The organism is Kibdelosporangium phytohabitans, from assembly GCF_001302585.1.
In the GTDB taxonomy this organism is placed as follows: Bacteria; Actinomycetota; Actinomycetes; order Mycobacteriales; family Pseudonocardiaceae; genus Kibdelosporangium; species Kibdelosporangium phytohabitans.
In genome coordinates this window covers 3919250-3939261 of record NZ_CP012752.1, presented here as the reverse complement: position 1 = coordinate 3939261, position 20012 = coordinate 3919250, and the positions used below count along the sequence as shown (strand labels likewise).

Genomic DNA, 20012 nt, shown 5'->3' with positions numbered 1-20012 from the left:
GTGCTGTCAGTGCAAGACGAACGCCAGCGCGAGCCCCAGACATCCAAGGTCGACCGAGGAAAGACCGATGAATCGGGCTTTGCGCCAGTCACTCCGCACCGCACCGTAGTACAACTGCACGGCGTGCATGACGATGACCGGTATCACGGTCAGCCCCAGAACCGGGGTGAACCGCGTCGTGGTGAACAGCAATGCGAGCAATGTGACACTGATGGCGAAAAGCAGGGCGAGAACGGCTTTGAACACCGGCTGTGGCAACAGGACAGCGAGGGTGTGCCGGGCCACCTTCGAGTCGCCCTCGCGGTCGGAAGCGTTGCCGTAGAACACGATCATCAGGAACCACATGCCGACGAGCGCGCCCGTGAGCAGGATTTCCGGGTTCAGCGAACCGGCGATCAGCCAGTACGGCAGCAACGCGATGCAGCTGATCACGAAGAAGATCGTCAGCTCGAGACCGAATGGCCGGTAACTGAGTTTCACGCCGATCGAGTACTGCCACGAACAGAATTGCGCGAAAAGCATGACCAGAACCGCACTTAGTGGCGAACGGCCGTCGGTGGTGAAAGCGGCGAGCAATCCGGAAGCGACCGCGACGACGGCCATCGCCACGCCGAACCGCACCGCCTGCGTCTCGGTGAGAGCGCCGGTCAGCAACGGCTTCTTCGCGACCGTCTTGGCCGGGCGGCCCGCGTAGTTCTGCGCGTCGCTGCCGTCACGGTAGCCGCCGAGGTCGTCGGCGGCACCCCCTGCCCACTGGGTGGTGCACACCATCACCAGGGTCAGCACCGCCGCCGCGACCGTCTGCCCGGTGATCAGACCGTCCAGGTTGAGCAGCAGCATGGCGAGCACCCAGCCGTAGGCGTGGTGGTAGATCCGTGCCTTGCCGAGGCGCATGTACGCCACGAACTTGGACCCGGCCGCCGCCGCGGGGGTCACACTGGTCGCGGTCATCGCATATCTCCTAGGTCGTCGTCAGGAAACGACGGTCAGGTCGCGCGACGCGACCCGGTCGGCGATCGACTTCTTCAGCACTTCCCGCTTGATCTTCCCGGTGACGGTGCGCGGGAACTCGTTGTCGGGGATGATGATCGGCTCGGCCATCGCGGCGAGCCCGCTCGACTCCGACCGCCACCGCCCCGGCGGGAACTCGGTGCCCGGCCGGACCGACAGCACCGGCTGCAGCACGCCGTCGTAGTCCAGTACGACCAGTTCCAGGAAGTCGGGGAACTTCTCCAGCAGGATGTCCTCGATCGCGATGCCGCTCTGCGCGCCGGAGACACGCTCGACCGTGCGGTCGATCAGCGTCATCGTGCCGAACCGCGACTTCGAGCCCCAGTCGCCGGTGTCCCACCACCGCTTGAGCGGGTAGTTCTTGGACGTCAGGTCCGGCCGGTTGATGTAGCCGGAGAACACGCCGGGCGTGCGGACCACGATCCGGCCGGGCTGCCCGGTGGGCACGGGTTTGCCGGACTCGTCGAGGATGCGCACGCGGCAGAACGTGAACCGCATGCCGACGCCGTGCCCGCCGAGCTGCTTGCGGCGCCGCAGCCTCGCGATGCCCGGGACGCCCTTGAGGTGGCTGCGGATCGCGATCGGGCCGGACTCGTTCTGGCCGTATACCTCGACGCACAGCGCGAACCGGTGCCGTGATCCCCTGAGCAGGGCGCGCACGGTGTCCGGGTGGATCACGTCGAACCCGGCGCCGAAGAACCGGACCGACCTGAACGCCCCGCCCGGCGAGAGGTGCTGCCACGCGCGGAACGTGTTCGGGTGCGTCTCCAGGTAGGTCGGCCGGTGCCGTTTGAGCATCCGTTCGACGTTCTCCGGGGAATCGTCCGCCAGCAACAGGAACGGCGCCCGCCGCATCAGGCCGGCGAGGATGCCGACGACGGTCCGGCCGTGCACGGGCGAGATCGCCAGCGCCAGGTGCCCCTGCAACCGCGTGGCCCAGTGGATCACGGCCTGGACCCTGGCGTTGAACCGGATGCTGGCGCTGGAGCACTCGACCAGCTTCGGCACGCCGGTGGTGCCGGACGTGTGCACCACGACGTACGGCGCCTCCGACGCGACCTCGCGTGGCCGCGTGAACCGCTTCCGCTGCGGCAGATCCGACGCCACCGCACGCCAGTCGACGTGCTCGATACCCGACAGCAACTGCTGGGTCTCGGCGAGCCGGTCGTCGGCGGCGATCACCGCCGTGATGCCGGAGACGTCGGCCACCATGGCTTTCAGCGTCGGTCCGTCGAGGCTGGGACTGATCAGGACGGGCACGGCGTCCAGCGCGGTGATCGCCGCGTAGGCCACGATGATGTCGGTCGGCGACTCCAGCCACACCACGCACCGCTTGCCGGGCACGACCCCGTGCGCGAGCAGCGCGGTGGCCGTGCGCGAGGCGGCGTCGGCGATGTCGCCGGGGTGGATCCGCTCGTCCTGCGCCGCGACGATGATCGGCTGGTGGTCGACCACCCACGGCTCGGCGTCGCTGGGCAGCGCCAGCAGCTTGTCGAAGATCAACGCGATCCTCTCCTCGGTGTCTCTCGTAACGACTCAGGCGGGGACGACTTCGACCAGCTCGTAGGTGACCATGCCTTCCGGCTCCTCGCTCAGCGCGGACGTCACGGACTTGAGCACGCGGCCTTCGTGGGCGGCGAGCTCTTCCAGTTCGGCCCGTCCGGCGCGGCTGCTCAACGCGAGCAGCACCTGGCCGTCGGGCGTCAGGTGGTCGTGCGCCTCGCGGAAGAACCGGCGGTGTGCTTCGTAGCCGGGGTCGACGTACGCGAGTTCGTGCAGGTTCTCCAGTTCGAGCGTCGGCGGCACCCAGACGTTGTTCGAGTGCCAGTAGACGATGTCGAACTTGGGCGCGCCCGCCAGCGCGTCGAACAGGTCGCTGTGGACCGCGGTGACCCGGTCGGCGACGCCGAACCGCTGCGCGTTGAGCTCGCTGTTGCGCACGGCCGCCGGGTTGATGTCGCTGGCGTAGACCACCGCGCACCCGGCGCGGGCGGCGCTCACGGCGATGAGCCCGGTGCCGGTGCCGATCTCCAGGAAAGCACCGCCCGCCGGGAAGTCCAGCAGGTCGAGGTGGGCGAGGCTGGAGCGGCTGTCGCTGGGTGAGAACACGTCGGGCAGCACTGTCCACTGTTCACCGCGCAGGTCGATCTCCCGGATCTGCCTGCCCTTCTCACGGCTGATCCGGCTGCGGGTCAAGGACTGCGTGTAGTCGTACATTCACTTCTCCGCAAGGATGGTGTCGTAGTTCTCCACGTCGAACCGGGACAGGTCGCGGCGCAGGCGTTTGACCGACCACGGCCACGTCACGAAGTTGCGGCCGGACTCGTCGATGTAGAAGCTGCCGCAGCCGCCGCTGTTGTAGACGCTCGGCGCGAGGTCGCGCTGGACGGCCTGGTTGTAGGCGCGGAACGCCTCCGGCCGGATCTCCCACGACGAGATGCCGCGGGACTCGGCTGTGCGGATCGCGTCGACGACGTAGTCCAGCTGGCTCTCGGCCAGGGCCAGCAACGAGTTGTACATGACGATGTTCGGGCCCAGCAGGAGATACGCGTTGGGCACGGACGGCAGTGTGGTCGCACGGTACGCCTGAGGGCTGTGCTGTGCCCACACTTCGGACAACAACTGGCCGTCACGGCCACGGATCCGTGCCGCGATGGGCGGATGACGCAGTTCGAAACCCGACGCGAACACGATCACGTCCGCCTCGATCCGGTCACCATTGGCCGCGACCAGTTCGTTGCCCTTCACCCCGGCGAGGGCGTGCGGGACGAGTTCGGCGTTGGGCTGGGACATCGCCGGCAGATACGTGTTGGAGAGCAACAGCCGTTTGCAGCCGACGGTGAACTTCGGGGTCAGCTTGGCGCGCAACTCGGGATCACGGACCTGGCGGCGCAGCACGAGCCTGCCCACCGGGTTGAGCAGCCGCGCCAGCTTCGCGTCGCGCATGACCGCGCCCATCGACCGCAGGATCACGTCGATCGCGCCGCGCAACAGCCGCTGGGCGGCCGGAACCCGGCGCAACAGCCGCCGGACCGGTTTGGGCATCCGGAAGTCGAGCCTCGGGATGACCCACGCGGCGGTCCGCTGGAACACGTAGAGCTTGTCCACCAGCGGCTGGATCTCCGGCACGAGCTGGATCGACGAGCAACCGGTGCCGATCACCGCGACCCGCTTGCCCCGCAGGTCCACGCCGTGGTCCCAGCGCGCCGAGTGGAACGCCTCGCCGGTGAACTCGTCCAGGCCGGGAACGTCCGGCAGCCGCGGTTCGTGCAGCAGGCCGGAGGCGAACACGACGTGCCGCGCGGTGTACCGGCCACGGCTGGTCTTCAGTTCCCACAGCTGCCGCTTCGCCGACCAGGTGGCCTCCAGCAGTTCCGTGCCGAACCGCATGCGCGGGCGCAGCCCGAACTTCTCCACCGTGTCGTCGATGTACGCCAGCAGCTCGGCCTGCCCGGCGAAGTTGCGCGTCCAGTCCGGGTTGGGGTTGAACGAGAACGAGTAGACCGGTGACGGGATGTCCACGGCACAGCCGGGATACGTGTTCTCACGCCATGTCCCGCCGACCCCGTCGGCCTTCTCCAGCACCAGGAAGTCCGAGATCCCGGCGGCACGCAGCTTCGCGGCCGCCGCTACGCCCGAAAGCCCGGCACCGACCACGACGACGTGGGCGTGCTGCTCTCCGGATCCGTTCGCTGAGCTCATCGCTGTCCTCCCTGCTCCAGCAACGGCTTGGCGAGCACGTGTTCCCGTTCCACGGACGCCTGCAACGCCTGCCGCACCCGTGGTTCGAAGAACCAGCGGACCACCGGGTTGAAGTCGAACGAGATCATCCGCGTGACGCGGATCCCGCCGTCGACCGGCACGCACGAGAACCGGGCGCTGAACTTGGACACCAGCCGGTTGAGCGCGTTGCGGGCCACCGGGGCCAGCCGGACGTCGACGCGTTCACCGGGGGTCAGGCTCATCCGGGACACCGCTCTGGGTTCCGGCAGTGACATCCCCGGCAGGCTCGGCCGGAACAGGAACTGGCAGACGTCCCCGTCGCGGCGCACCCAGCCGATGTCGTTGATCTTGTCGTCGACCTCGCTGTAGCGCTCGGGGTCCATCACGAACTCCAGGTACGCCTCAGGGGTGCACGCGAACACGCTCTGCACTTCGACCTTGACCATCTCTCCCCCTACAGGTAGGCCCGTGCGTGTTTCACGGCGAGCTCGGCCAGCGGACCGTCCGGTCGCAGCGAATCCGGGCTCCCGTGCTTGGACCGGCGGGTGGCCACGCGGCACCACTCGATCAGCGGACCACGCAGCACGTCGGTGGCGTCCTCGGGCCCGGTCTCGTACACACCGTCCATTCCGGTCAGTTCCAGCCGCAGCGTGTGCCCGGCGGGCGGCCGCACCTTCGCACGGCCGAACGCGTAGCGCAGAGTCCGCAGGCCCAGCCAGGCCACGTGCCGTGCACGCGGTGTCTCGGCCACCGGGAGCCCCAGCGCGTCGGTGATGTCCAGGCTGTGCGCCCAGTGCTCCATCAGCCGTGCCATCACGAACGTCCGCGCGGGCATGCCGAATCCCCAGCCCACGCGGTCCTCGTCCGGGTGCTCGGCCAGCAACGCGCGGGTTTTCGCGGCGGCCACGTCCCACCATTCGATCAGGTCTTCGGCACTGAGGCCGTCCCCACGGCGACATCCCGCGGCCGTGAAGTCCTCGGCGCTCCGGTACGGGGAGACGGCGTCGGCGAACGCCCGTGGCCCGCCCGTCAACGTGTCCGCGGCGACCTCTTCGGTGTCGGCGAGGTGCGCGACCTGGTCGCGCAGAGTCCACCCCGCCGCGGCGGACGGCCGTCGCCAGTCCTTGTCGTCGACGCTGTACAGCAGCACGGCCAGGGCACGCTGCTCGGCTGTCAGGTCCGCGACTTCCTCGATCACAGCACTGTCACCTTGCCCGCCGTGCCGTCGACGGCCAGTGCCGAACCGGATCCCAGCCGTGTCAATGCCTGTGAGCCCACTCCGGTCACGCAGGGAACTCCCAGTTCCCTGGCGACGATGGCCGCGTGGCAGAGCATGCCGCCCTCAGCGGTGACCAGCGCCGCGGCCTCGGCCATCAGCGGCACCCAGTCCGGGTCGGTTTCCTCGGTGAGCAGCACGGTTCCCGGTTTCCACGCCGGGTCGGCCACGTCACGCACCAGCAGCGCCGGCCCGCTCGCCGTACCCGGCGACGCAGGCGTGCCGTGCACGACCGCGCTCGATTCCACTGTGGATCTCCGGGTGGGAGCGGCGAGACTGGTGGTCATCGGCCGGAACTGCAGCCACACCAGTCCCGATTCCAGCACCGCGAACTCCAGGTCCGCCGGGACGCCCAGATCACGTTGCAGCTCAAGGCACGCCACACCGACAGCGGTGCCCTCGTACGCCAACGGTCGCGGCGAGGAACCGCCGTCCAGCGTCCACTCCTCCCATTCCGGTGTGACCACACCGGACACCAACGCGTCGCCACGGCCGCGCACCCACTCCAAGCGCCCCTCACCATGACTGCGTCCCAGCCACACACCGCTGCACACGGGCGCCTCGAACGGCTGCAACAACACAGCCATCCGCACCTCGCTGTCGCGGATGCCGAAGCGCTCCCGGTAGGAGGCGACACGGTCACTGCCCGCCGAGGACTGCACCCGGGCTACCGCACCGGCGAGGTCCGCCACGGGAACATCCAGCTCACTCGCGAACATCCCGGCGTACGACAACGCGGTGCCGTCCTCGACACTCGCCGAGCTGCGCACCGCCCAGCGGTGGGCGGCAGACGCCAGCGCCGCCAGCTCCCGGTCGCCGAGGTGCGCCCCCACCGGCAACAGCCACGTCTCGGGGATCCGCGCTCCGGCACGGACCAACGCCGACAATCCGACTGCTTTCCCGCCCATCGACGGGCGATCGCCGTCGCCGAGCCCGCCGGTGAGCCGCACCAACGCGTCCATCAGTTCTGCCTTGCCTCTTCGGTTGCCCGGTCGATGTCCAGCGACAGCAACAGGTCCTTGTGCAGTTCCATCCAGATGTCGTGGTAGGACTCGTTCAGCACGCCGGTGAACGCCTTCACCTCGCCACCACGCACCCGGGTGAGCGCGTCGGCGAGCCGGTCGGCGTACCGGCCGAACCGGGCCGCCACCTGCGCCAGCCGGCCGATCAGGCCGGCCGCTGCGGCGTGGATCTCGCCGAGTTCGCCGATCAGCCCCTGGTCGTAGGCGGTGTCGGTGTGGTCGTTGGCCGCGCCGCCGCGGATCTGCCAGCGGGTGCACGTTTCCTTGAACGTGGTGTTCAACGGCAGGAACTGCTCGTAGAGCGGGCGCAGCCGTTGCCTGGTGTCATCGGTGAGCTGCTCGTGGAGCAGCTGCGCGTGCTTGGCGCGGCCGTCCGGCGTGATCCGCCAGAGGCCGCGGCCCGCCATGTGGTTGGCCAGGCCTTCCTCGGTGATCCTGGCCAGTTCCTCGTTCAGCTCGTCCCCGCTGACACCGCTGCTGACCGCCAGCGGCCCGGCCTGCGCCATGCCTTTGACAGCCAGTGCGTGCAGGACGTCGAACGCGATGGATACCTTGCTCATCACGCCTCCGGCAGCTCGTCGATCAGGTCGACGAGGTCACCGACGGTCCGCACGCCCGCTGCCGCCGGGTTGTCCACGAGGGACACGCCGAACCTCTCTTCGAGCGCCAGCAGGATCTCCAGGGTGGCCAGCGAGTCGACCGCGAGGTCCTCGATGATCCGGTCCTCGCGCCGCAGCTCCCTGTGGACCCGCTTGACGTCGCGGTACACCTCCTCCACCGCGGTCAGTGTCGTGGCGCTCACGCTGTTAGGAGTGCTCAAGGATGGTCACCTCTCCAGTGCTGCCGTTGATCGACACGGCCGTGCCAGGTGGCAGTGCCGCCGCGCCGGGATACCCGACGACGCAGGGAACTCCGTACTCCCTGGCCAGAATGGCGATGTGGGACAGTTCGCTGCCGCGTTCGCTGAGCACACCGGCGGCGAACGGCAGCAACGGCGCGATGTCCGCGTCCGCCGAGCTGCAGACGATGATCACGGCCTCGTCCGGCAGGTCGCCGTCCGGCGTCATCGCGGTGCCGACACCGATGCCGGGCGCGACCCCGCGCTGTGCCTGCACGGTCCGGCTCTGCCACGGCCTGAACTCGCCGTCGTCGCTCGTCAGGTCCAAGTGCTCGGGCATGGGAACCGTCAGCGCCTGGCGGCACGCCTCGACCCTGGGCAGCGCGCGCTGCACCAAGCCCGGCCTGGTCGCCAGTTCCTCGAACTCGCTGATCGTCAGGTACGGCCACAGCTCCGCGCCCGCGCCGAGGGACTCCGCCAGCGCGGGCAGCAGCCTGCGGTAGACGTGCAGTGTCCGCATGGCCAGTGACTTCGAGTGCTCACGGCCCGCCATGACCTCGCCGACTGCCACCGCAAGCGCTTGCACGGCGTGCCTGCGCCACGGCGTCAGCATGCCCGCCACCGCCTCGGCGGGATCCACGAGCGAAACGGTGTTCTCGCTGTTCTTGGCGGCGGCTCGCTTGTGCCGCACGGCGTAGTCCTGCCACGGGTCCGAACTGTCGGCGACCTCGTAGAACGAGGAGTCGAGGAAGTCACCCGGCCCGAACGGGTCCATCGTGGACGCGGCGGTGTGCAACCGGTCCCAGACCAGTTCACGCGGCCTCGTCAGCCAGTGCGCGACCTCGTCGCCGTGCCGGACGAGCTTGCTGTAGGCGCGGCGCTGCACCACGCGCATCGGGACGCAGCCCGAGGTCGTGAGGATGTGCAGCTGCCAGGCCTCCTTCAGCACCGGCAGCGCGTTCTTGAGCACGCCGAACAGCGCGATCTGGCTGTCGTTGGTGGTCGCGGCGCGCAGCCCCCACTCCAGCTCGGCGACCTTCTCCTCCAGCTCACGCAGGCGCGGGCCGATCAGCCGGAGTTCGTTCAGCAGTTTCGTGGCGCCTGCCACCTGTCGTGCCTTGCTGGGCCGCAGCGCGGTGATCTCCGGCGGCGCGTCGATGCCTTCGAAGTACGCGTCGGTCACGTCCTTGGCCTGCAGTCCCGGGATGGACCGCGACAGGTGCGAGTAGGCGGCAAGGTTGTGGTATGGGCGGCAGCCGAAGTAACCGACGAACACGTAGTGCGCGCCCTCGGCCCACGCGGGCCGTCCCCACAGTCGCTGCGCCAGCGCACGGGTTCCGCGTTCCATCGGGTCACCGACGAGCGACCACGACATCGGCGAGAGCCGCTCCGGGGCGACTTCACCGAAGTTGCCCGCGGAGTAGACCCGGAAGTACGGGTGCGTGTCCGTGTCGACCGACAGCGTCTGTCCGCTTTGTGCGATCTCGGTCATGCGCTGATCCCCCGTCCGGCACGCGCACCCAACAGGGACTGGCCGGTCGCGGCCAGGTAGCCGGGCTCCGGGATCGGCCACGGCCGTGGGATGTCGTCGAGGATCGCCGGGTCCAGGTCGAACCACGGGTCGGTGTACTCGGCGAGCTCGGCAGGCGTGCCCATCCGTTCGCCGAACAGCTTCACGAGCCTGCCCAGCGGCTTGGCCTCGAGGATCTTCGGCACCGTCCCCCACGGGCGGCAGACCTCCTCGAACACCTCACGCAACGTGGGTTTCGCGGGGTCGAACCACGACCAGGTGTCCCGCCCGATCGGATTGCGCAGCGCCTTGTGCACGATCTCGGCGGCCGAGTACACATCGGTGACCCAGGACGGGAAGTCACCGCGCCCGGCCAGGTGGACCGGGTATCCGGCGAGCAGGTGCGGGAAGACCGCGGGCAGGCTGTGCGTGGTGTCCAGGCGGCCACCGCGCGGGTCCGGCCCCAGGATCGGGCCGAACCGGACGATGCCGACCGGCAGGTCCGGCGTGTCGCGGACGTGCCGTTCCGCGCAGTACTTGCCGTACTCGTACCAGTTGCGGAACTTCTGTCCGGTGTAGAGCTCCCGGTTGGTCACCCGGCCCTCGGAGCGCCCGAGCGCCAGCAGGGACGACACGTGCACGGCTTGTTCGAGGTTGGGCAACTGGCGCAGGAACTCCAGCGCGGACTTGGTTCCCGCGCTGTGCGTCTCCAATGCCTGGCCGGGTCCGGACGTCCACGACACCGAGCCGAAGGTGAACACGACGTGTGTGGTGTCCTGCACCTGCTTGAGCGCTGCGGGCGGCAGGCCGAGGCGCGGCATCCGGACGTCACCGCGCACGCCCTCACCCGCAAAGGCTTCACCGCTGCGGGACACGACACGGACTTGGGCACCGGCCCGGTCGCAGACCTGCGCGATCGCGGAGCCCAGGTAGCCGGAGCCACCGAGAATCATTACCTTCACGCGAGGAACCTCGACAATCCACTGTCGGACGGTGCCGTCGGACGCACGCTGGCGGGCAGGTCGAACAACAGCCGGGCGAGCAGTTCGGTACCGGGTGCGGGCAGCGGGCCGTCGGCGAGCTGCGCGAGACGGCCGCGTTCCATCACGCGGTCGAGCCCGATGTAGCGAAGGCCGATCATGCTGTTGCGCCAGGCCGGGCTCAGCGCCAGGAACCGTTCCGCGTTGTTGGACAGCCACAGGATCTGGTCGGCGCTCGCGGGCACGGTCCGTACCCACTTGCCGAACTTCAGCGGTGACAACGCCCGCGCGGTCTCCAGCAGGCCACGCAACGACGGCGCTTCGTCACCGGCACAGATGTGCGTGAACACCGGCTCGGCACGCGGGCCGGCGCGCAGCATCCCGGCTATGGCGTCCAGCAACGCGCCCGCTGCCATGTCACGCGGCAGCACGTCGACCCGTGCGCCACGCATGACCGGCAGCATCCGGCCGGGCAGGTCGTCCCAGCGTTCGGCCAGCAGGTACAGCGAGTTGCGCTTGAGCGTCCTGCCTGTGCGCGAATCGCCGAGCAGTGCCGCGACACGGGCGATCAGGACGTCCGGGTCGCCGGGCTTGTGCAGCAGGTCCAGTTCGCGTTCGGCGAGCCATTTGCTGTGCTCGTAGGCGGTCCGGTGCCGGTCGGGGCTCAATGGTCCCTCGGCGATCCGGCCGAGGGCACCGCCCGCGACGAAGATCGACGACGCGTAGGTGTAGAGAATCCTGCGCCCGGACCGCTTCTGCAGCTCCCGCACCAGCTCGTAGCCGTTGCGCGCACCCATCACGTTGGCCGCGTAGAGGTCACGGCCGAATCCGGCCCAGTTGGTGTCACCGGCCAGGTTCACCACCGCGTCAACGGTGTCGGCCAGCTCGCTGATGTCCTTGTCGGGCAACCCGAGCAGCGGGTCACGGATATCCCCGGTGACAGCGGCGCCGGCCAGCGACGGGAACACCCGGGCGAACGGCACCTTGCCCGAGCGTGCCCGGCGCACCAACGGCACCACCTGCGCGCCACGCTCCGGCGCCAGCTCGGCGATCGCCGTGCCGAGCTGCCCGGTCACACCGGTAAGCAAGAGTTTCATCCGACGTCAACACTTTCGTCGTACGCGGCGAAGTCCGGGACCAGTCCGCTGGCCACGAGCTCCCACATCATTTCGTCGCTACCGCCGCCGAGACGGGCGAGCCGCGAGTCACGCCACATCCGCGACAACGGCGTCTCGTCGAGATAGCCGGGGCCGCCGAACATGTGCATGCACTCGCTCATCACCTCTTCGGCGAAGCGCGCGGCCGTCACCTTCAGCGCGGCGATCTCCCTTGTCCCGCATGCACCTGGCACGGCCATGCCCTGTGCCGCCGTGTAGACGGCGTACCGCAGGGCCACCAGCCGTGAGGACAGTTCCGCGAGCCGCAGCCGCAGCGCCTGGTGTTCCATCAACGGCTTGCCGAACTGTTCACGGCGCAGCAGGTGTGCCGTGGTCAGCGCGATCGCACGGGCCGCGCCGCCGACGGTCTGGCCCGCGATGGACAGCCGTTCGTGGTTGAGACCGTAGGACGCCGCCAGCAGGCCACCACCGGCCCGGCCGACCAGTGCCTCATCCGGCAGCTGGGCGTCGACCAGCATCCAAGTGGTGTCCAATGCGGACGTTCCGACCTTGTTGAGCCGCTTGCGCGGGGTCAGTCCCGAGCGGGGCACGGCGAACAGCCCGAGCCTGCCCGCGACCGGGCCCTTGCCTTCGTCCAGGCGGCACAGCAGCAGCGCGAAGTCGCAGACCAGCCCGAGCGAGAGGTACTTCTTCTCCCCCACCACGTGCCAGCCACCGGCGACCTTGCGCGCGGTGGTGCGCATGCCGTTGAGGTCGCTGCCACCTGCCGGTTCCGACGCGCCGAGACAGCCGACGAGCGAACCGTCGAGCGTGCCCGTCAGGTATTCCCGCAGCAGCGGCGATGTCCCGTAGCGCATCAGGGTCGAGATCACGGTCTCGCAGTGCAGGCTCAGCCCCACCGACAGACCGGCCATCCCGAGACGGCCGCTCTCCTCGGCGATGATCACGCCTTGGCCGGTGTCGCCGTACGGCTCGGGCGTCCAGCGTTCACGGAAGATTCCCGTCTCACCCAGCTCGGCCAGCGCCGCGCGGGGGAACAGGCCCTCGGCCTCCGCCCGCTCGGCCCGTGGCTCGAACACCTGGCGCAGCAGACCGGCCACGCGCTTGCGGTACTCCTCGACCCGATCACCGAACGGTCCGTCGGCGAACAACAGCGGTCGCGCCGTCATGCCTTCACCCGCTCCTTCAGCTCACCGGCCACATAGGACAGCCAAAGCGCGCGGCGGCGCGGTTTGCGGCTGGAGGTCCGCGGGATGGTGCCGGACTTGACGTGCAGGACCTCGGTGTGCGCGGCGTCGCCCGCGAACGAGCGCACGATCGCCAGTGCCTCGTCGAGCTGCTCGCCCAGCGGCCGTTCGGTGACCACGAGCACGGTGGGCACCGAGCCCGCCATCCCGGCGACGACGGTCGCGTGCTGACGGGAGATCGTGTCGCCCGCGGCCAGTTCCAGTTCGATGTCCTCCACGAACACGCTCTGCCCGTTGATCTTCACGCTGTCGCCGAGCCGCCCGACCACGTACAGCTCGCCGTCGAGCACGAACCCGGCGTCGCCGGTGTAGAGCTTGCCGTCGCTGAGCTTGGCCCGGTCCTCGGGAGTCGGGTCGAGGTAGCCGTCCGCCACCGCGGGTCCCTCGACGTAGATCTCGCCGAGCACGCCTTCCGGCTGCGGCGACAGTTCCTCGTCCAGGATGTCCACGCGGGTGTCCGCGAGCGCGCGCCCGCAGCTGACCTGCCACAGCCACGGCTCGTCGACCGGGTCCGCGGTCAGTTCGGTGACCTCGCGGATGTCCAGTTTCTCGCCGAGCCTGCGCTCGATCCCGCTGACCTTCACCAGGCGCGGCGTCTCGAGCGGGCCGATCCCGGTGACCGCCAGCGTTCCCTCGGCCAAACCGTAGGCGGGCATCAGCGCCGAGGCCTCGAACCCGTGCGGCTCCAGCAGGCGCACGAACCGCGACAGCACCGCGGGGTCGATCCGCTCGGCACCGCTGATCACCGAGCGCACGTGCGAGAAGTCCATGCCTTCGAGGTGTTCCGGCTTCGTGCGCGCGAGCACCCGCTCGAACCCGAAGTTGGGCATGCACATGCTCTGGTACGGCGTGTGCCCGTACTCGGTCAGCCAGCCCTTGGTGTCCCGGATGAACTGCTCGGGACGCATCAGCGCGTGTTCGAGCTGGCTGGTCAGGCCGCCGAGCAGCCCGCCGATCAGGCCCATGTCGTGGTACAGCGGCAGCCACGTGACGGCGCCGTAGTGGGTGTTGGCCATCCAGCCGGAGATCATCCGCAGGTTCGCAGCCAGGTTGGCGATCGTGATACGCAGCCCGCGGGGTGTCCCGCGGGAACCCGAGGTGAACTGCAGCACCGCGAGCTCACCGTAGGCGCGAGGCGCCTCGTCGGCGCGGTCGGCGTGCACCGGCTCCAGCAGGACAGCGCCGGTCTTCAGCTCGTCGCTGCTCTCGCGGATGACCTCGGAGTAGCGGTGATCGACGACGATGTGCTTCGGCACGATCCGCCCGGCGATCGCGCGCAGCTGGTTGGTGTAGCCCTCACCGCCCCGGATGGCCTGCGGCAACGGCAGCACCGACGGTGTCGCGCCGATCGCGAGCAGCCCGAAGAACTGCGACACGAAGTCCTCGCCGGTGGGCAGCACCAGCGGCACCACGTCGCCCTTGCGCACACCGGCGTCGGCCAGCGCCGCGCCCGCTCGCACCACGCGGTCGGCCAGTTCCCGGTAGGTCAGCCGTGACCACGATCCGTCGTCCTGGCGGAACCGCACACCGCGGTCGTCCGCCGGGTCGTCCAGCCAGCCCGTGAGCTGGGCGTGGTCGGCCGTCTTGTCGTGCGACACGTCACTTCACCCCTCGGTCGGCGGTGTCCTGCGCGGTCCGCAGAATCCGCGCCAGTTCCAGCCGCTGCACCTTGGCGGTGGCGGTCCTGGGCAGTTCGGACAACTTCAGCTGGACGGGCGGGCACATCCCCGGCAGGTCCGCGGTGGCGCTGCGCCACTGCGACTCGTCGAGCGGGGAACCGTCCCGCGTCACCACGACCGGTGTCGGCGCGCCGTCACCGCCCGGGATGACCACCACTTCGAGCAGCTGGTCCAGCCGGGACATCAGCACGTCCTCGGCCTCCAGCGCGCTGCCGAAGCCCTCGATCACGTCCACTTCACGGTCGGACACGTGCAGGCAGCCCCACTTGGTGCGGTAGCCGACGTCGCCCATCCGCCACCAGCCGTCGTCGAGCTGGCCGCGGTAGCGCTCGTCCTCACCGAAGTACGTCAGCGCCCGGCCGTCCGAACGGACCTCGACGTACCCGGGGTGCTTCGCCGAGGGCGGCACACCGTCGCGGCTGACCACCCGGACCGCTGTCATGCCGGGGAACGGGAAGCCGACGCAGCGCCCGTCGGACGAGGCGACCCGGCGCAGCGAGGTCGCCCGGCCGACGGTCGGGCCGATCTCGCTCTGGCCGTAGAGCTGGACGTGCGCGGGACGGCGCCGCTTGGACGCGCCGAGGATCTTCAGCACGGTCCGCGGGTGGATCGCGTCGAACGTGCTGCTCAGCAGCCGGACGTTGGCCAGCGGCGCACGCGGGTCATCGGCCAGTTCCTCCCACTGCACGAACGTGTTCGGGTGCGCCTCGAGGATGCCCGGTCTGGCGTCCGCGAAGAGGTCGGCGACCCGCCTGGGGTCGGCGTCGCGGACGATCACCATCGGGAATCCCCGGCGCAGCGCGATGGCCAGCGCGGTGACCAGCCGCGAGTGCACGAAGGACACGTGCATGGCAACGGTTTCCCGGTCACGCACCAGCAGCCGCACACCGGCCGCCTGGGGGCGGTACCTGGCGCGCAGCGTCCGCGCGGTGTGCACGGCCAGCTTCGGCACGTCGGTCGTGCCCGAGGTGTGGGTCAGCAGCATCGGCTGGCCGGGCTGGGGCCGCACGAACGGGAAGTGCACGGCCTCGTGGTCCCGTTTCAACTGCCGGGTCCCGGCCGCCTTGCCTGCGACCAGCAGCACTCCCCTGGCACGCTTCTTCACGCGTGGCGGCAGTTCGTCGGCGAGCTTGCGCTGGTCGGTGATCAGGTACGGCCAGCCGACCCGGTCGAGCAGCTTCTCGACGATCTCGCCCTTCAGGCCGGGCGAGAGCGCGACGGGCACGGCGCCGATCCGGGAGACCGCGCAGGCCAGCAGGAAGATGTCGAAACCGTCCTGCTTGTAGATCGCGACCTTGTCGCCGGGGCGTACGTTCAGCTCGCGCAACGCGGACGCCAGCTCGGCCACGAGGTTGGCGCACGCGTACACGGTCAGCTCGCTGCCGAGTTCGGGCGCGACGTCCAGCTCGTGGTCCAGCGTGACGCTCAGGTACGGGTGGCGCTTGGCCGCGTCGTCGAACAGTGCGCCGAGGAACAGTCCCCTGTTCCCGATTCGTTGCAGAATCACGGTGGCTTCCCCTTTCGGCCGGTCAGGAGCCGGACTCGACGGCGGCGCGGATCCGGTCGACCGACTGGCGCATGTCGGCTTCGAGCTTCGCCGTCCAGTCCACGACGAACTGCCGTTTGCCGTCGTCGTCGAGGCCGCCGAGGATGCCGCGCATCCCCTCGGTCAGCCGCCCCATCCGGAACGCGTGGGTGAGCACGCTGCCGTCGCCGGAGGCCTCGATCTCGAACGTCCACACGCTTTCCTGCACGTTGCCCGCGCTGTCGAGCATCGCCCAGCTGAACGTCTTCGCCGCGTCGGACGCCACGACCTGGCACTTCGTCGCCCATTCGCCGCGCACCACCGGGGCCCACGCGACCACGTCGGGCGAACGGCGGTTGCGTGCGGCGAAGACCGAGCCGACCGCGGCCGGTTCACCGGAAACCCATTCACCGCCGAGGCATTCCGGGCTCCACTCGCCGCTGCGGGGCAGGTCGGTGACGTAGCCGAACAGCGCGTCCGGGTCGAGCGCGACCGGGACGCTCACCCGCACGTCGAAGGTCTCGGCAGCGTCCGAACTCGGAGAGGACATGTTCCCACCACTCGTATTCCGGTCATCCACATCGGACAACATGGTCAGCAGCTGGTCGGTCGGCACGACCACCGCGCACCGCTCGGCGGCGTAGGTGAGCGCGAGCCGGTGGTAGTCGGCGCTGAAGTCGGCGACCGCGTCCGCCACGAAGAACGGCTGGATGTCGGCGCTGAACGCCTCCACCGCGGTCATCAGGCAGCCGACGTGCGCGTAGATCCCGCACACGATCAGCTGGTCCCGCCCGTCGCCGGCGATGAGCTCGTGCAGGTTGGACCGGACGAACGCGCTGTAGCGCCATTTGGTCAGCACGGTGTCGCCGACGGCGGGTGCCAGCTCGCCGACGATCCGCCTGTCGCTGTCGTCCGTGGACATCCCGGGACCCCAGAAGTCCATCAGCAGGCCGCGTTGCTCGGCGTTCATCCCGCCGGGCTGTGCGGTGTAGACGACCGGGATGCCCAGTTCGTCCGCGGTCTTGCGGATCCGCGTGAGGTTGGCCATCAGCTCGATGAACGGCGACCCGTCGCGGTCGTACGGTGCCAGGAAGTACTCCTGCAGGTCGTGCAGGAGCAGGACCGCGCGCTTCGGGTCGGCACGCCACGCCACCTGGTTCGGTGGCAGCGTGCCCGCACCCGGCATCGGGTACGAGGGAATCGGTGCGATGGGCATGGTTCTCTAGACCCCCAGTACCGCGCCGCCGTCGACGCACAGGTCCTGCATGGTGATGTGCCGTGCGGAATCCGAGGCGAGGAACACCACGGCCTCGGCGATGTCGCCGGGGTCGGCGATCCGGCGCAACGGGATACCGGTCTTGTACGTGGCCGCCGAGCCGTCGATCGTGGCCTGCCGGTCGTTCTCGCCCGACCACAGCAGGCGCAGCATGTCCGTGTCGGTGGAACCGGGTGACACGACGTTGCAGCGGATGCCGTACTCGGCCAGTTCCAGCCCGAGTGTCTTGGTGTACGAGGCCGCGGCGGCCTTGGACGCGCCGTAGGCGGCCATGTGCACGCGCGGTACCCGGGCCGCGTTGGACGCGACCGTCACGATCGAACCGCGGCGGCGCTGCTTCATCCGCGGCACCACCGCGCGAGCGCTGTGGAAGACCCCGTTGAGGTTCACCGAGAACGTGGTCTGCCAGTCCACTTCCGACAGGTCGGTCGCCGATCCCATCCGCAGCACGCCTGCCGCGTTGACCAGCAGGTCGATCGGGCCGAGCTCCGCTTCGATCCGATCGACCGCCAGTGCCACCTGCCGGGCGTCGGTCACGTCGGCGGTGAACCCCTGCGCGGTCAGGCCTTCCGCGACCAGCTTGCCGGTCAGCTCGGCGAGCCTGCCCTCGTCGGTGTCCACGACCGCGACGGCGGCTCCCCGCCGCGCGAGCGCCCATGCGATGGCAGTCCCGATCCCACCGGCTCCGCCGGTGACCACCGCTACCTTGTCCACGATCCCGGTGTCGTCGCTCACAGCTGTGTCCTTGTCGGTCATCGTCGGCTCGCTCCCGCCGCCGGGCGCGCGGTCCAGGCCATCAACTCGGCCAGCAGATCCGCGCCGCGCTGGGTGAGCACCGACTCCAGGTGGAACTGGGTGGAGGCGAACCTGGCCGCGCGCAACGCGTGCACCTCGCCGGTGTGCTCGTCGCGGCACACCTCGACGACGCCACGGGCAAGCGGCGATTCCAGCAGGTCCGCGTCATGCCTCGCGGCGTAGGAGTTGTAGAACCCGACCGGCTCCACCCGGCCGAACAGGTCGATGTCACGCTGGACGCCCTGGTTGGGCCGTTGCCTGCGGAACAGGCCCAGCCCGAGCAGGTCGCACAGCACCTGGTGCGACAGGCATTCCGCCACGAACGGGATGTCACGATCCAGCAGGTGCGCCACCAGTTCGCGCAGCCGCGCCACCTTCGGGTCGCCGGCGGCGCGGGGATCGCCGGGGCCGGGACCGAGCACGACCTGGTCGTACGCCTCGATGTCGGCCGGGCGGACCGAGTCCCACGAGCGGATCGTGAAGTCGAGGCCGGCGGAACGCAGCTGGTGGCCGAGCATGCCGGTGAACATGTCCTCGCCGTCCACGATCACCACCCGGCCCACGACCGGCACGGCGCTGTCGATGTCGGCCGGTTTGGCCAGCCAGAACGACGAGAGTGTGGCGTTGCGCCGTTCCAGCGCCGAGATCACCTCCGGCTCGTCGGCCAACGGTCGTGCCACGGCCGTGGCGGGCCGCGTGCCGCGCCGGGAGTGGTCGAGGCCGGTCGCGGCGAGCAGAGCGTCCACTTTGGCCCAGGTCTCGGCGACCTCGCCTTCCGGCCGGGAATCGCGCACGAGGGTGGCGCCCACGTCGATGCGCAGTTCACCGGTTGGCCGGATGTCCGCGGTCCGGATCAGGATCGCCGAGTCGAGGCTGATCTCGCCGGTGTCGTCCCGTTCGAGCAGGGCCAGCGCGCCGCCGTAGTAGCCGCGTCCGCTCGGCTCGTAGCGCGCGATGACCCGGCAGGCGTTCTCCAGCGGGCTGCCGATGATCGTCGGTGCGAACAGCGTCTCCCGCAACACGTCCCGCACGTCCAGCGAACTCGCGCCTTCCAGCACGTATTCGGTGTGCGCGAGCCTGGCCATCTCGCGCAGGTACGGTCCCTGCACGCGGGCGCCGTGGTCGCACACCCTGGCCAGCATCTTCAGTTCCTCGTCGACGACCATGAACAGCTCGCCGGTTTCCTTGCCGTCGGCCAGGAACTCCAGCAACCCGCTCAGCCGCACGCCCTCCGCGGGATACGGGTACGTCCCGCTGATCGGGTTCATCCGCGCGACGCCGCCCGTGACCTCGACGTGCTGCTCCGGCGACGCGCCGACGAACGTCCGGTCGCCGGTGTGCACGACGAAGGTCCAGTACGCGTTGCTCTCCATGGTCAGCAGCCGCCGGAAGATCGTCATCGCGACCTCGGGCCGGTACTGCTCGAGCGTGGCCAGGAACGACCGCTTGATCACGAAGTTCGAGCCCTCGCCGGTGCGGATCTCGTCGTCGAGGATCCGGCTGACCACGCGCCCGTACTCGTCGTCCTCGAGGTCGAACCGGGCGCCGGTGAGCGTCACGGCCACGTCCGGCAGCTCTCGCAGCGCCTCGTCGACCGGCATGGTCACGCGCTCGCGCGCGGACAGCGCGAGGATGCGCTCGTTGTCGTCGTTGCAGTCGTACCCGCGTTCGGTGATCTGCCGGAACGGGATGGCGGCCAGCACCGCGGCGACTTCCGGTCCGGGCAGCGGAAGGCCGGCGAGCGCGGCGAACTCGGCGACGTCGCCGGTGAGCAGCTCGACCCGGCGTTCATCCACTGTGGACCTACACAGCAGCGCGAACGGTGGTGCGCCGTCGGCGAGCAGCGAACCGAGCAGGTCACGGATCCCCTCGGTCATACCAGCCGCTCCCCCGCGCCGACCAGCCGGGATCGCATTTCCGCCGCCGTCGGCGCGACCCCGTTTCGATCAAGCGGTACGCGGCGTTTTACGCGGCATAACCGGCCGTTCATGAGTACATCCCCCTCATGTCAT

Annotated in this window: 18 protein-coding genes; all 18 read right to left on the bottom strand. The window is 69.6% G+C overall.

Features of this window, described 5'->3' with window-relative positions; all coding sequences use genetic code 11:
- Positions 1-6: 6 nt before the first annotated feature.
- The 18 genes from AOZ06_RS18140 to AOZ06_RS18055 are packed head-to-tail and all read right to left on the bottom strand — an operon-like array spanning position 7 to position 19877.
- Entirely contained in the window at positions 7-951 is a 945-nt protein-coding gene (locus tag AOZ06_RS18140) for a prenyltransferase (protein ID WP_054290491.1), read from the bottom strand.
- Positions 952-972: 21 nt separating this feature from the next.
- Positions 973-2514, bottom strand: coding sequence for a class I adenylate-forming enzyme family protein (locus AOZ06_RS18135; RefSeq protein ID WP_054290490.1), 1542 nt, complete (start codon positions 2512-2514; stop codon positions 973-975).
- Positions 2515-2547: 33 nt separating this feature from the next.
- Complete coding sequence (locus AOZ06_RS18130) at positions 2548-3228, bottom strand: methyltransferase domain-containing protein (RefSeq protein ID WP_054290489.1); 681 nt, start codon at positions 3226-3228, stop codon at positions 2548-2550.
- Positions 3229-4713, bottom strand: coding sequence for a flavin-containing monooxygenase (locus AOZ06_RS18125; protein WP_054290488.1), 1485 nt, complete (start codon positions 4711-4713; stop codon positions 3229-3231).
- On the bottom strand, positions 4710-5180 hold the full coding sequence (locus AOZ06_RS18120; protein WP_054290487.1) for an SRPBCC family protein: 471 nt from the start codon (positions 5178-5180) through the stop codon (positions 4710-4712). The genes AOZ06_RS18125 and AOZ06_RS18120 overlap by 4 nt, the downstream gene beginning before the upstream one ends.
- 8 nt (positions 5181-5188) lie before the next feature.
- A complete protein-coding gene (locus AOZ06_RS18115; RefSeq protein WP_054290486.1) occupies positions 5189-5932 on the bottom strand; it encodes a maleylpyruvate isomerase family mycothiol-dependent enzyme in 744 nt (247 codons plus the stop codon).
- On the bottom strand, positions 5929-6972 hold the full coding sequence (locus tag AOZ06_RS18110; RefSeq protein ID WP_054290485.1) for a PEP-utilizing enzyme: 1044 nt from the start codon (positions 6970-6972) through the stop codon (positions 5929-5931). The genes AOZ06_RS18115 and AOZ06_RS18110 overlap by 4 nt, the downstream gene beginning before the upstream one ends.
- Positions 6972-7592 (bottom strand): hypothetical protein, encoded by a 621-nt coding sequence (locus AOZ06_RS18105; RefSeq protein ID WP_054290484.1) that lies wholly within the window; start codon positions 7590-7592, stop codon positions 6972-6974. The genes AOZ06_RS18110 and AOZ06_RS18105 overlap by 1 nt, the downstream gene beginning before the upstream one ends.
- The gene (locus AOZ06_RS18100; RefSeq protein WP_083471771.1) at positions 7592-7852 is read right to left on the bottom strand and encodes a phosphopantetheine-binding protein; all 261 of its coding nucleotides are present in this window, start codon (positions 7850-7852) and stop codon (positions 7592-7594) included. The genes AOZ06_RS18105 and AOZ06_RS18100 overlap by 1 nt, the downstream gene beginning before the upstream one ends.
- Positions 7839-9362 (bottom strand): PEP-utilizing enzyme, encoded by a 1524-nt coding sequence (locus AOZ06_RS18095; RefSeq protein WP_054290482.1) that lies wholly within the window; start codon positions 9360-9362, stop codon positions 7839-7841. Before AOZ06_RS18095 ends, AOZ06_RS18100 begins: the two co-directional genes overlap by 14 nt.
- A complete protein-coding gene (locus AOZ06_RS18090) occupies positions 9359-10333 on the bottom strand; it encodes an NAD-dependent epimerase/dehydratase family protein (RefSeq protein ID WP_054290481.1) in 975 nt (324 codons plus the stop codon). The genes AOZ06_RS18095 and AOZ06_RS18090 overlap by 4 nt, the downstream gene beginning before the upstream one ends.
- A gap of 5 nt (positions 10334-10338) precedes the next feature.
- Complete coding sequence (locus tag AOZ06_RS18085) at positions 10339-11457, bottom strand: SDR family oxidoreductase (RefSeq protein WP_054290480.1); 1119 nt, start codon at positions 11455-11457, stop codon at positions 10339-10341.
- Positions 11454-12647 (bottom strand): acyl-CoA dehydrogenase family protein, encoded by a 1194-nt coding sequence (locus AOZ06_RS18080; RefSeq protein ID WP_054290479.1) that lies wholly within the window; start codon positions 12645-12647, stop codon positions 11454-11456. The genes AOZ06_RS18085 and AOZ06_RS18080 overlap by 4 nt, the downstream gene beginning before the upstream one ends.
- Entirely contained in the window at positions 12644-14323 is a 1680-nt protein-coding gene (locus tag AOZ06_RS18075) for an AMP-binding protein (protein WP_054290478.1), read from the bottom strand. The genes AOZ06_RS18080 and AOZ06_RS18075 overlap by 4 nt, the downstream gene beginning before the upstream one ends.
- A 1-nt stretch (position 14324) precedes the next feature.
- On the bottom strand, positions 14325-15911 hold the full coding sequence (locus AOZ06_RS18070; protein ID WP_054290477.1) for a class I adenylate-forming enzyme family protein: 1587 nt from the start codon (positions 15909-15911) through the stop codon (positions 14325-14327).
- 22 nt (positions 15912-15933) lie between these two features.
- A complete protein-coding gene (locus tag AOZ06_RS61655) occupies positions 15934-17145 on the bottom strand; it encodes an isochorismatase family protein (protein ID WP_063810060.1) in 1212 nt (403 codons plus the stop codon).
- Between the two features lie 6 nt (positions 17146-17151).
- The gene (locus AOZ06_RS18060) at positions 17152-17961 is read right to left on the bottom strand and encodes a 2,3-dihydro-2,3-dihydroxybenzoate dehydrogenase (RefSeq protein ID WP_054290476.1); all 810 of its coding nucleotides are present in this window, start codon (positions 17959-17961) and stop codon (positions 17152-17154) included.
- Positions 17958-19877 carry an anthranilate synthase family protein gene (locus AOZ06_RS18055; RefSeq protein WP_054290475.1) on the bottom strand — a complete coding sequence of 640 codons (1920 nt, stop codon included), beginning with the start codon at positions 19875-19877 and terminating at the stop codon, positions 17958-17960. Before AOZ06_RS18055 ends, AOZ06_RS18060 begins: the two co-directional genes overlap by 4 nt.
- Positions 19878-20012 lie beyond the last annotated feature (135 nt).